Origin of the sequence: Siccibacter colletis, assembly GCF_000696575.1 — a bacterium.
GTDB lineage: Bacteria > Pseudomonadota > Gammaproteobacteria > Enterobacterales > Enterobacteriaceae > Siccibacter > Siccibacter colletis.
The window spans coordinates 183581-195824 of the sequence record NZ_JMSQ01000007.1 but is presented as its reverse complement, the minus strand read 5'-3'; the positions used below and the strand labels follow the sequence as shown (position 1 = coordinate 195824).

Annotated in this window: 14 protein-coding genes; 4 read left to right on the top strand and 10 right to left on the bottom strand. The window is 58.6% G+C overall.

Annotated features, from left to right (window positions below; all coding sequences use genetic code 11):
- Positions 1–13 precede the first annotated feature (13 nt).
- Positions 14–1426, bottom strand: coding sequence for a D-serine/D-alanine/glycine transporter (gene cycA / locus ET34_RS0109825; RefSeq protein ID WP_031521601.1), 1413 nt, complete (start codon positions 1424–1426; stop codon positions 14–16).
- Positions 1427–1742: 316 nt separating this feature from the next.
- Positions 1743–2363: an FKBP-type peptidyl-prolyl cis-trans isomerase gene (fklB, locus tag ET34_RS0109820; protein ID WP_031521599.1), complete on the bottom strand. Its 621-nt coding sequence runs from the start codon at positions 2361–2363 to the stop codon at positions 1743–1745.
- 326 nt (positions 2364–2689) lie between these two features.
- Here fklB and ET34_RS0109815 point away from each other — a divergent pair, with 326 nt between their 5' ends.
- On the top strand, positions 2690–3253 hold the full coding sequence (locus ET34_RS0109815) for an OapA family protein (protein ID WP_031521598.1): 564 nt from the start codon (positions 2690–2692) through the stop codon (positions 3251–3253).
- A gap of 73 nt (positions 3254–3326) precedes the next feature.
- On the opposite strand, the gene rplI is transcribed toward ET34_RS0109815, so the two are convergent.
- The 5 genes from rplI to yjfP form a co-directional block, all read right to left on the bottom strand.
- Positions 3327–3776 carry a 50S ribosomal protein L9 gene (gene rplI, locus ET34_RS0109810; protein WP_031521596.1) on the bottom strand — a complete coding sequence of 150 codons (450 nt, stop codon included), beginning with the start codon at positions 3774–3776 and terminating at the stop codon, positions 3327–3329.
- 41 nt (positions 3777–3817) lie between these two features.
- The gene (gene rpsR / locus ET34_RS0109805) at positions 3818–4045 is read right to left on the bottom strand and encodes a 30S ribosomal protein S18 (protein ID WP_000135199.1); all 228 of its coding nucleotides are present in this window, start codon (positions 4043–4045) and stop codon (positions 3818–3820) included.
- 4 nt (positions 4046–4049) lie between these two features.
- Entirely contained in the window at positions 4050–4364 is a 315-nt protein-coding gene (priB, locus tag ET34_RS0109800) for a primosomal replication protein N (protein WP_024548317.1), read from the bottom strand.
- Positions 4365–4369: 5 nt separating this feature from the next.
- Positions 4370–4765, bottom strand: a complete 396-nt coding sequence (rpsF, locus tag ET34_RS0109795) for a 30S ribosomal protein S6 (RefSeq protein ID WP_031521594.1) — start codon at positions 4763–4765, stop codon at positions 4370–4372.
- A 138-nt stretch (positions 4766–4903) separates the two neighbouring features.
- Positions 4904–5662, bottom strand: coding sequence for an esterase (gene yjfP / locus ET34_RS0109790; protein ID WP_031521592.1), 759 nt, complete (start codon positions 5660–5662; stop codon positions 4904–4906).
- A 201-nt stretch (positions 5663–5863) separates the two neighbouring features.
- On the opposite strand from yjfP, the gene bsmA reads away from it, so the two are divergent.
- The 3 genes from bsmA (at position 5864) to ET34_RS0109775 (ending at position 8692) form a co-directional block, all read left to right on the top strand.
- Complete coding sequence (bsmA, locus tag ET34_RS0109785) at positions 5864–6172, top strand: biofilm peroxide resistance protein BsmA (RefSeq protein ID WP_035891118.1); 309 nt, start codon at positions 5864–5866, stop codon at positions 6170–6172.
- A gap of 124 nt (positions 6173–6296) precedes the next feature.
- Positions 6297–6584 carry a DUF1471 family protease activator YjfN gene (yjfN, locus tag ET34_RS0109780; protein WP_031521589.1) on the top strand — a complete coding sequence of 96 codons (288 nt, stop codon included), beginning with the start codon at positions 6297–6299 and terminating at the stop codon, positions 6582–6584.
- A 182-nt stretch (positions 6585–6766) separates the two neighbouring features.
- On the top strand, positions 6767–8692 hold the full coding sequence (locus tag ET34_RS0109775; RefSeq protein WP_031521587.1) for a methyl-accepting chemotaxis protein: 1926 nt from the start codon (positions 6767–6769) through the stop codon (positions 8690–8692).
- A 6-nt stretch (positions 8693–8698) separates the two neighbouring features.
- Here the strand turns inward: ET34_RS0109775 and ET34_RS0109770 are convergent, their stop codons facing one another.
- The 3 genes from ET34_RS0109770 to ET34_RS0109760 form a co-directional block, all read right to left on the bottom strand.
- Complete coding sequence (locus ET34_RS0109770; RefSeq protein WP_031521585.1) at positions 8699–10333, bottom strand: isovaleryl-CoA dehydrogenase; 1635 nt, start codon at positions 10331–10333, stop codon at positions 8699–8701.
- A 90-nt stretch (positions 10334–10423) separates the two neighbouring features.
- Positions 10424–11596: a glutathionylspermidine synthase family protein gene (locus tag ET34_RS0109765; RefSeq protein ID WP_031521583.1), complete on the bottom strand. Its 1173-nt coding sequence runs from the start codon at positions 11594–11596 to the stop codon at positions 10424–10426.
- Complete coding sequence (locus ET34_RS0109760) at positions 11597–12235, bottom strand: DUF1190 domain-containing protein (protein ID WP_031521581.1); 639 nt, start codon at positions 12233–12235, stop codon at positions 11597–11599. It lies immediately after the preceding gene.
- Positions 12236–12244: the final 9 nt, after the last annotated feature.

The window sequence follows — 12244 nt, the reverse complement described above, 5'->3', positions numbered from 1 at the left end:
GGCGGCCGTTTTTTTATTTTCCGAGGCGCGCCAGACGTTTCTTGCCGATAAACCACCAGCACAGACCCAGCACAATAAACCACAGCGGCGTCACCATCAGCGCCTGACGGGTGTCGTCTTCCAGCGTCAGCAACACGATAACGAACGCAAAGAACGCCATGCACACCCAGCTCATCACAATGCCCAGCGGCATCTTGTAGATGGATTTCGCGTGCAGCTCAGGACGCTTTTTGCGGTACACCAGATAGGAACACATGATGATGGTCCAGACGAACATAAACAGGATCGCCGACACCGTGGTTACCATTGTGAACACCTTGATGACATCCGGGATGAGGTAAATCAGCACCACGCCGCCCAGCAGGCAGATGCAGGAGAACGTCAGGCCGGTGGCCGGCACCGCGCGCTTCGACAGGTTACCGAAGCTTTTCGGTGCCACGCCGTCCTGCGCCAGGCCGTAGAGCATACGACTGGTAGAAAACACGCCGCTATTCGCGGATGACGCTGCGGAGGTCAGCACCACGAAGTTGATGATGCTCGCCGCCGCCGGCAGACCCACCAGCATAAACAGCTCGACGAACGGGCTCTTGTCAGGCACCACCGAACTCCACGGGGTCACCGACATAATCATGATCAGCGAGAAGACATAGAACATGATGATGCGGATCGGGATGGAGTTGATGGCGCGCGGCAGGGATTTCTCCGGATCTTTCGTCTCGGCGGCGGTAGTCCCCACCAGCTCAATCCCGACAAACGCAAACACCGCAATCTGGAAACCGGCAAAGAAGCCGCTGATGCCTTTCGGGAACCAGCCGCCGTCATTCCACAGGTGGGCAAAGGAAGCCTCTACGCCGGCCGGTGACTGGAAGTGCATCAGCACCATTACCAGGCCGACCACAATCAGCGAGACAATGGCGACGATTTTTATCATCGCGAACCAGAATTCCATCTCACCAAACATTTTTACCGTGGCAAGGTTCAGGGAGAGCAACACCACGATCACCGCCAGCGAGGCGATCCAGTCCGACAGGCCGGGGAACCAGAACTGGGCGTAGGCGGTTATCGCGACCACGTCGGCCATGCCGGTCACCACCCAGCAGAACCAGTAGGTCCAGCCGGTAAAGTAGCCTGCCCACGGGCCGAGCAGGTCGGCGGCAAAATCGCTGAAGGACTTATATTCCAGATTCGAGAGCAGCAGTTCACCCATCGCGCGCATCACGAAGAACAGCATGAAGCCGATGATCATGTACACAAAGATGATCGACGGCCCGGCGAGACTGATGGTTTTCCCGGAGCCCATAAACAGCCCGGTACCAATCGCACCGCCGATGGCAATAAGTTGAATGTGTCGGTTTGAGAGATTGCGGCGTAGCGATTGCTCACCCTGAGCCTTCGCTACCTCAGCCACTTTAGCCTGATCTACCATGTTTTTTTCCTGTACCTGTCTGTGTTGTTCAGGCTCTGCTGGCCTGTCGTTGTATCCGGAGTTGGGGTGTCTGTCTGAAGCATTTCGATAGTAGGTAAGATTGGGCGAGATGAGTACTATGTTTTAAATATAATGTTAATTTTATGTTTAAATTGAGTATCTAATCACTCTCGCAACGCGAAATAGCTCACAAAAATACCCTTAACCCGGCTATTTGCAAGATAAAATCGCGGTTTGCGGCGTAACAACAAATTAAAGGCGCTGCGGTGCGGATTTTCCCCCGCCCGGGACGATAACGGGCGAGGGAAACGGGAGATTACAGGATCTCGAGCAACTCGACTTCAAACACCAGGGTGCTGAACGGCGGAATGGAGGCACCCGCGCCGCGCTCGCCGTAGGCGAGGTTATGAGGGATAGTCAGTTCCCATTTGGAGCCAACCGGCATCAGGGTCAGGGCTTCAATCCAACCGGCAATCACGCCGTTTACCGGGAATTCAGCCGGCTCGCCGCGTGCGACGGAGCTGTCGAATACGGTGCCGTCGATAAGCTTACCGGTGTAGTGAACGCGCACGCGGTCGGTACGCGCCGGGATAGCGCCTTCGCCCTGGGTCAGAACGCGGAACTGCAGACCGGTTTCGGTGCTGTTTACGCCTTCGCGCTCGCGGTTCTCTTCCAGATACTTCACGCCCTCTTCCGCCATTACCTGCTGGCGCTCGCGACGCACCGCGTCTGCACGCTCGTGGATTTCACGCAGCGCGCGATGTACTACATCAACCGGCACCGCGGGCTGATTCCCCTCAAGCGCATCACGCAGGCCTGCTACCAGCGCTTCCGGCTGCAGACCTTCGAGGCCAGATTCACGCAGCTGCTGACCGACCTGCAGACCGATACCGTAACTTGCTTGCGCTTCGACACTATCAAAAGAAGGGGTTGTCATGGGTTATCCTTTCATCGCGTTTATAAAAATAGCGGGCAGCATAACAGCCGCTGCCCGGTGGGTAAAACACTCTGCGTCAAAAGCCTGCCCGGACCCGCCGCTGACGAACAGTCTTAAAAATTGACCTCTGAGCGCGCAGGCGGTCACGAAAGCGGGCATTGCTACGGTCTTCAAGCAGTTAGCGATCTATAATGGCTTCATCACAGCGCGCCATTCAGGCTATTACCCTGAGCGTAAGCGCGGTTTTCTTTACGTCATGGATGAGCGGTCAGCCGGGCATAGCGCGCCGGACTGACGCCGTGACGGTTAACCTGGCAGGAGGCGTTATGCCCGGGCGATTGAATCTGAAACCTACCCTGATGCGGATCTGGAACGCGCCGGATCGTGTCCGACTGATGGATCCGCTCCCGTCCCTGCACCGCAAAGGGATCATCATTGCGGCGCTGGTGGTGATCGCCGCCGTGCTCTGGCCTTCCCCGCGTCCGCAGACCGAGCGCACGCCTGAGCCGGTAGCGATAGATCGGGACGTGATGCAGGCGCAGCCAGTCGCGCCCGCCGCGCCGGAAACCACAAACGCGCCACCAGCACAGCAGGCGCCAGCGCCGTTCCAGGAGAACGATATCGAGCAGCAGTGGCGCAGCTACCGGGTCGATTCTGGTAAAACCCTGGCGCAGCTGTTCCGCGATCACAACCTGCCTGCGGAAGACGTGTACGCGATGGCAAAGGTAGAGGGCGACGGCAAGCCGTTGAGTAACTTACAGAGCGGGCAGATGGTGCAGGTGCGGCAGAACGCCAACGGCGTGGTGACCGGACTAACGGTGGAGATGGGTGAAGGGGTGCAGGCGCTGTTTACCCGTCAGCCGGACGGCAGCTTCCTGCGGGTGCGCTAGGTTAAGCGCGCCAGAAAAGCAAAACGCCGGCACAAGGCCGGCGTTTTTACCTGATTATCGCGCAGGGGCTGAATTACTCAGCAACCACGTTGATAGTCAGTTTAGCGAATACTTCGCTGTGAACCTGGAAGTCCACTTCGTGCTCGCCAGTGGTACGCAGAACGCCGTTCGGCAGACGAACTTCGCTCTTGGCAACATCAACGCCAGCTGCAGTTACAGCGTCAGCGATGTCGCGAGTACCGATGGAACCGAACAGTTTACCTTCGTCGCCTGCTTTAGACACGATGGTAACGGTTTCCAGTGCGTTGATCTTTGCAGCGCGCGCTTCAGCAGCGGACAGAACGTCAGCCAGTTTGGCTTCCAGTTCAGCACGACGTGCTTCGAAGAATTCAACATTTTTCTTGGTAGCAGGAACAGCTTTACCCTGTGGTACCAGGAAGTTACGAGCGTAACCCGCTTTAACGTTAACCTGATCACCCAGGCTACCCAGGTTTGCTACTTTATCAAGCAGAATAACTTGCATTACCTTATCCTCTCAAAGTCGTATTAATGGACCGTGACCGATTACTGATGACGATCAGTGTACGGCAGCAGGGACAGGTAGCGTGCGCGTTTGATAGCGCGAGCCAGCTGACGCTGATATTTTGCACGGGTACCGGTGATACGGCTTGGGACAATCTTACCGCTTTCGGTGATGTAGTTTTTCAGCGTAGCGATATCTTTATAGTCGATCTCTTGAACGCCTTCCGCGGTGAAACGGCAGAACTTGCGACGACGGAAATAACGTGCCATTTGGCTAGTCTCCAGAATCTATCAATTCAATCTGCTCGGCATGCAACACCATTTTGCTCAGACCATTTCGCGCCTTGTGGCAGCTAATGAAGCCCTGCACGGTGAGTTGCGTACCGACCGTTATACTGTGAGTAATGGCCTGGTTCTCGTGCCCGCTTATTATTACAGGCATCTGGCACCACGCCTGCCGGTGAAACCCGGCTTCCTCCTGCACTGAACGATGCTCAAGCACGAACTGGCAGTGTGGAATTCCTGATGGACTGACCTTTCGTAGGGGTGTCCTGCACACGGTGCCGGACAAAACCAGACGGTTGGCCATCAGAATTACTCTTCAGAATCCCCAGCATCTGCATCATCTGCGGTTTCGTTTGCGAAATCATCGCGACGCTCACGGCGCTCGTCTTTCGCTTTAACCATCGGAGATGCTTCGGTAACTGCGTTCTTGGTACGCATTACCATGCTACGGATAACGGCGTCGTTGAAGCGGAAGTTAGTTTCCAGCTCATCGATCGCTTCCTGCGGCGCTTCAACGTTCAGCAGAACGTAGTGTGCTTTGTGCAGTTTGTTGATCGGGTAAGCCAGCTGACGGCGGCCCCAGTCTTCCAGACGGTGGATCTTGCCTTCTGCACCAGTGATAGCAGCAGAGTAACGCTCGATCATGCCCGGAACCTGTTCGCTCTGGTCAGGATGGACCATAAAAACGATTTCGTAATGACGCATCGAATTGCTCCTTACGGATTATTCAGCCTCCTGTCTGGGTCAGCCGCGGCCCGTGGAGGCAAGGAACGTTGTTAAAGGGCGGCTGAAAAATTGACGCGTAATCATACTGGCGTTCCGGGGCGAACTCAAGGTGAATGATTAATTAATTCCTGCAATCCGCGAGAAGAACGCAACGCAGCCATCCAGCGCCGCGGGCGTGATGCGGTGTTTCACTCCCGCCTCCCACTGCCAGCGCAGATTTTCGGCCAGCCCGGCGGTTTGCAGCGCCAGTTGCAGGCTGAAGGATTCCGTGGCGGGCACGACGTCATCCGCCTCGCCGTGCCAGAGAAACAGCGGGCGATGTGCCAGACGTTCAAGATTGCGCACAGCTTCGAAACGCGCGAGCGGCGCGACGATAGCCTCGAATTCCGCGCGCGCGCCGGGGCGGTTCCAGTCCACCGGTGGAAAGAGCGAGCGGGCAAGCGAGGTGTAATAGCCGGACCCCATCAGCGATGCCACCGCGTCAATCTCCGGATGCGCACTCATCAGGCCCAGCGCGGTCATTCCACCCAGCGACGCGCCGGCAACATACAGCTGCCCGGGCTGAATCAGACCAGCCTCACGCAGCGCAGCCGACAGCGGGGCGAACTCGCTGAGATTCTGCTGAAGGATCTGCCAGAACTGCTGCGCGCGAACGGCCGCATCGCCGTCAAAGCGTGCGCCGTGCTGCGGCGCATCGGGCAAAATGGCGCGAAATCCCGCCTGGGCCAGCGCAACAGCAAAATAGCTGTAGACGGTTTTTGAGGAGCTGAAGCCGTGGTAAAACACTACCGTTGGCAACGCCGCTGTTTTCATACCCGCCGGAACCGCATGCAGCGTCTCAATGCCGGCAAACCGCTCGGTATACACTTCAATCATACCCACACCTCGCTATACTTTTTTTCTGTATGCCATGATGCTGCCTGGACCGCAACCGGTCACTCAGCGCAAACGCATCGCGTGGCGGCGGGTTACCAGAATAAAAAACGTGGAAAAGCGCGTCAGAGATAACAAAACAGGGATCATTCCCTTATCGTCAGCGCGCCTGCCACTACACTTAACCTCATCAGGAAACAAAACATGCATATTCGTCGGATGGTTATACCGGTGCTGGCGCTGCTGTTAAGCGCCTGTTCCGTGCTGGAAGGTACGCCTCAGCCTGCCCCGCCGCTCACCGATGCGCCGCAGGAGATCCAGCGTAATCAGACCCAGGATTTACAGCGCATGGGAACGGTCAGCGTGATGGTACAGGGCGCGCCGAGCGACAGTGAAGCTGCCCTGCATCAGAAGGCCGTCGCGGCCGGAGCAGACTACTACGTTATCGTGCTTAACGATGAAACGGTGGTGACGGGTCAGTGGTACGCGCAGGCCATTCTCTATCGTAAGTAACGGTTTGCACGATATTTACACTGCTTTGCGCCGTTTTAGCGTTTCCTGTGCACAATGGTTTTCATGTCTGAAAAGGGATGGCCTGGCCTGCGAAGGAGTGCCCTGTCGTAACGGGGTAACGTAAATGGAGCTGACGATGAAACGATCTCTTGCCTTAACCACGCTGTTGCTATCAGTGGGACTTATTACCACCTCTGCCCAGTCGGCGGATCGCGCCTGCGCCGATCGGGTCACCGGCCTGAATGAGATCGGGCTGATTTCGGTAAATAATATTTTTGGCAGTGCGCAGGATGTGGAACGGATTATTGCCCTGAAAGCAGACGAACAGGGCGCTTCCTGGTATCGTATCGTGCAGATGCAGGAGAACCACAACCCCGATAACTGGCGGGTCCAGGCCATTATTTACGCATAAATCCGCTTTCTGATTATTACGTCACCGCTCTGCGTGACGTAATTGTCTAATCATTAAACTTGCAATGATCATGATCAACTAATTTACCTGGGAAATAATTTCTTACATTTAACAGGTAAATGTTCCCCGCCCGGTGCCGTTGAACGAGCCACCATTCGTTCGTTTACTTATTGGGCTATGTCATGATTAATTTTTTCCGGCACCTTGGACTGGGAGCAAAACTCTCATTACTGACCGGCAGCACCGTCGCGGTACTGTTCCTGTTATTTACATGGACGTTAAGCCATCAGGCAAGCCAGCAGCTGGAAGCGCTGGCGCTTGAAGATCTCCATAACCAGACCACGGGCGTGGTGGATATGGCGGTGATGTTTGACAGCAGCCTCACGGAAGAGGTCGAAAGCTTTACCCGACTTTTTACCAGTTTCCTGCCCCAGCCGTTAAGCCGGGATGCCAGCGAAACGCGCACCATCAATAACTTTACCGTTCCGCTGCTGAAAGGCGGCGACGTGGCACTGCACGAAAACAACACCATTCCGGACGACTTCCTGGCGCGCACCGGGGCGATTGCGACCCTGTTCGTGCGCAGCGGCGACGATTTCGTGCGCGTGGCGACCTCGCTGCGTAAAGAGGACGGTAGCCGTGCCATTGGCACCCTGCTCGATCGCGCCAGCCCGGCGTTTGCGCCGGTGAATAAAGGCGAGGTCTATCGCGGCCTGGCGAAGCTGTTCGGCAAGCGCTACATCACGCAGTATCAGCCGGTGAAAGACGCCAGCGGCCAGACCATCGCCATTATTTTTGTCGGCGTGGACATCAGTAATTCCTGGCAGGTGATGCGCGACAAGATCCTCAGCCGTCGCCTGGGCGACAGCGGCCACTTCTACGTGCTGGATCGCTCGCCGGGTGCTAACAATGGCAAATTCCTGTTCCATGCCAAAGAGGAAGGTAAACGTCCGCAGTGGGCTGATGAGATTCAGCAGCGCATCATGACCGACGAATCCGGCACCTTTGAGATGGAAAAGCCGGACGGTCGCACTGCCATGCTCTCCTTTACCCATCTGCCGGGCTGGAACTGGGCGATTATCGGTGAAGTGGACAGAGCTTCTCTGCTCTCCGCCGTCAACACCATGCGCAACCAGTTCCTGATTGCCGGTCTGGTGATCTCCCTGCTGTTTGCCGCGCTGTTTGTGGTGATGATCCGCCGCTGGCTGACCACGCCGCTGCGCGAAGTGATCACGCTTGGTCAGAGCTATGCCGCCGGCGATCTGCGCGCCACCATCAACTCCAGCCGTAAAGATGAAGTGGGCGAGCTGATCCAGGCGATCAACGGCATCGGCAACGGCCTGCAGCAGATCGTACACCAGGTGCGCGACGCCGCGGGCGAGATCAGCAGCGGTACCGATGCGCTGGCTGCCGACAGCGTAGAGATCAGCGAGCAGATCAACAAGCAGGCCAGCAGCGTCGAAGAGACTTCTGCCAGCATGGAGCAGATTGCCGCCACGGTGCAGCAGAATGCTGCGAACATGTCGCAGACCCAGCAGCTGGTAAATCAGGCCGCTCAGGCGGTGCATGAAGGTGGTGAAACCGTGGGCAACGCGGTGGCGACCATGAATGATATTCGCGGCGCTTCCCAGCGTATCGCCGATATTACCCACGTTATCGAGTCCATTGCCTTCCAGACTAATATCCTCGCGCTGAACGCCGCCGTCGAAGCGGCGCGTGCGGGTGAACACGGGAAAGGCTTTGCGGTCGTGGCCCAGGAAGTACGCGCACTGGCGGCTCGCAGCGCCAACGCGGTGAAAGAGATCGAGCAGCTTATCGCCGATACTCTGACCAAAGTGGGCGAAGGTCACGCCCTGTCGGAGCAGACGCGCAACGCGATGGATACCATCATCACCCACATCGATCAGATCGACCAGCTGGTGACCGAGATCAACCACGCCTCGCACGAGCAGTCGGCAGGTATCGGCCAGGTGAACATCGCCATGAGCCAGATTGGTGAAGCGACGCACATCAACGCCGAGCGCGTCTCACGCAGCGAGCAGACGTCCCAGACCCTGCGCGAGAAAGGGCACCATCTGAACGAACTGGTGAGCATTTTCCGTCTTTAAGCGGGATTAGCCCACCCCGCCGGTGGCGCGTAACAGCAGGTCATCCAGCACCTGCGTGTTAATCAGCGTGTCGCCGCGCGGATCGAGCATCATGCGGCACCAGGCTTCCGCCAGCGGCGGAGAGAGGTGCCGCAGCAGCTGCGCCCCGCAGGCAAGGTGCGCAAGCTGGCGCGTAATCTCGCGCGCCTGCGCTTCATGGGGCTTACGCAGCCGCTGCTGTAGCTGACGCCAGGCCCGGTCGAAATGGCGGTCCTGTCCCTTCACCTCATCAAACTCCGCACTGAGCATCTCCATAACCCCAGGCTGCTTCGCCAGCACCCGCAGGACATCCAGCGACATAATATTCCCTGCCCCCTCCCAGATGCTGTTTACCGGCATTTCCCGGTAGAGCCGCGGCAGCTCGCTCTCTTCGCAGTAGCCGCTGCCACCGAGGATCTCCATCGCCTCAGCAACAAAAGGAATGCCCGCTTTGCAGACGGAGAACTTCGCCGCCGGGGTAAACAGGCGGCAGAATACGGCTTCCCGCGCGTCGCTGCGCTGCTCCCAGGCGCGGGCGAGGCGAAACAGAAACGCCGTCTGCCCCTCCAGCTGCAACGCCATGCGGCCCGTCTGCTGGCGCATCAGCGGCTGATCGATAAGATTTTTGCCGAACGCCTGGCGCTGATGGGCGTGATACAGCGCCACCGACAGCGCGCGCCGCATCATGCCGTGGCTGGCCAGAGCGCAGTCGAGCCGCGTCATGCCCGCCATTTTCAGGATCTGGCGTACCCCCTCCCCCTCCTCGCCGATAAGCCAGGCGACGGCGTCGTGAAACTCCACTTCGCTGCTGGCGTTCGAGCGGTTGCCAAGCTTGTCCTTAAGCCGCTCCAGCCGTACCGCATTGCGCTGTCCGTCCGGCAGGAAGCGCGGCAGGAAGAAACAGGACAGCCCGCCTTTCGCCTGAGCCAGCACCAGGTGCGCATCGCTCTGCGGCACTGAGAAAAACCACTTGTGCCCTACCAGCCGGTACGCCTCGCCGGGGCCAGGGCACTCCAGCGGCTCCGCCCGGGTGGTATTGCTCAGCACGTCCGAACCGCCCTGCTTCTCGGTCATGCCCATGCCTATCAGCAGGCCGCGCTTCTGGCTACCGGGCTGAAGATGGGCATCGTAGCGGTCGCTGAGCAGCGGTTTCAGCCACGGGCGGAACGGCGCCGGCAGCGTCTGGATGAGCAACGGTGTGGCGGCAAAGGTCATGGTAACCGGACAGAGCGTTCCCGCTTCCACCTGGGCATGGAGCATAAAGCGGGCGCAGCGAGCGACAAACGAGCCGATGCGGGCCTCCTCCTGCCAGGGCAGATTATGCACCCGGTTGGCGCACAGCCCCTGCATCAGCAAATGCCAGGCGGGATGAAAACGTACATCGTCGAGTCGCTCGCCGGTGGCATCGTAGCGCAGCAGTTCTGGTGGGTTAGCGTTGGCGAGCCGCCCCAGCTCCAGCGACTCGGCGGTGCCGAGCTGCTGGCCGATGCTGGCGAGCAGTTCCGCATCCCACTGTGCGCTTTCACGGCTGACCGCCTCGCGCAGCGGGATATCAGAGAGAAAAAGGTTACTGTTGTTAAGGGCTGCAACCTGATTAAACACGGTATGGGTTTGCCAGCGCATTGTGAGTCCCTCCCCGAAGTGGCAACGCCACTAAGTATGGACAGCGCCAGCGTCACTGCGCCGGGGTAACGTCACAAAAAAGGGAATTCGCTAGCCGGCGATGTAGTGCGGCACAAAACGCGAGGTGTCTTTGGTCACCAGCGAGGCGTCTTCGCGCAGGCCGATACCCGCTGCCTCGTCGCCCACCAGCCAGCTACCGATAAGCGTATAGCTGTCGCCAAAGCGCGGCAGCGGGGCGAACGCCTGGTAGATCATCGGCTCGTGACCGTAATCGCCCTGCACATCCTCAATAATGCGATGGCCCCGGTCATAGACCGTGACGTTGCCGCCCTCGCGAGAAAACAGCGGCTTGCGCACGTAGCCGCGATACGCCTCCAGCGCTGAGGTCGGCGGGGTGTCGTCAGCAAACCAGGCGGGGAGCAGGTTGGGATGGTCAGGGAAATGCTGCCACAGCAGCGGCAGCAGCCCTTTATTGCTGAGAATGCTTTTCCACAGCGGCTCGTACCAGCGTTCAGCGCGCTTGCGCAGCAGCGGGCCGTAGTCGTCGCGCATCATCCACTCGAGCGGATAGAGCTTAAACGCCTGGGTAATGATCCGGTTCTGCTCGTCGGTCAGCAGCCCGCCGGTGCCAAGCCCGATATCCTCGATGAACAAAAAGCGCGTCTCCAGCCCGGCCTGGCGCGCGCAATCCTCCAGATACAGCACCGTGCCGCGATCCTCTTCCGATTCCTGACAGCAGGAGAAATAGAGCGGCTCGGCGGTAGCGATGGCGGCAAAGCGGGCAATCAGCTTCTCCTGCAGGGAGTTGAACTGATCGGCATCGCGCGGGATCAGGCCGTGACGGCGGGCGTCCACCAGCCACAGCCACTGGAAATACGCGGATTCATACAGCGAGGTGGGGGTATCGGCGTTGTACTCCAGCAGCTTCACCGGCCCGCTGCCGCTCCAGACAAAATCCATGCGGCCATACAGCGACGGATCGCGTTCGTGCCAGCTGCGGGCGATAGCGTCCCAGTAGAGCTCCGGGATGGCGAGACGCGTCATCATCGCCTCGTCGCGCACGGCGCGGTCGACGATCTCAAGGCACATCTCATGCAGCGTTTCGGTGGGCGTTTCTATCTGCGTCTCTATCTGCTGAAGCGTAAACCGGTAGGCGCGGCTCTCATCCCAGTAAATTTCATTATCGATGATGTGAAAGTTGAAGCCGTGTTCCCGGGCAATGCGTTCGAGGCCGGGTCGCACCGGCACATTATGGCGAAGCATTTAGCCTCCGAAGCTGTGGTGCGCGCTGGCGCGACCAAAGCCCCCGCGGGACAGGGTATCGGCGGTTTTACTGGCGTAGCCGTTGACGCTGCCAGGAGATCGCGAACGCCAGGTATAGCGCCCCTGCGTATCGCGCCAGGCCGGACGAGAATAGTAGTAATGACTGCCGCTGGAGTAGTACGTTGAGCTGGTATAGCCGGACCCGCTCTGGCTGCTCTGCTCCTCCTGCTCGCGCTGCGCCAGCAGGAATCCCGCCATCACCGGCACCCAGGTTTTACGCTCGGCGTTGTAGTTGCAGTTCTGATAGCTGTTGAAGCACTGCTCCCAGCTCATCGGAGAAGGGATGCCCTTCTCGAACTCCTGGCGCGCATTTTCCCAGGCGGCGTTACACGCCTCCAGCGGATGATCGTCGGCGTGGCAGGCTTCCGGTGAACCATAGTAGAGGCCGTCGCCGTCATTGGCATTGGCCTCGTCGCTGTTGCCGCGCAGCACGAAAAAGGCGGCACCGCCCATGATCGCGAGGGTGAGAATGGTGGGGCCTTTGCGTTTTTTCTCCCACGACCCCTTTTCGAGGTCGGATGCCCGCATTACCGGGCTGGGGAGATTCCTTTTTTTGCGCGTCTTCCTTGCTGCCGCCATGCTTATCCC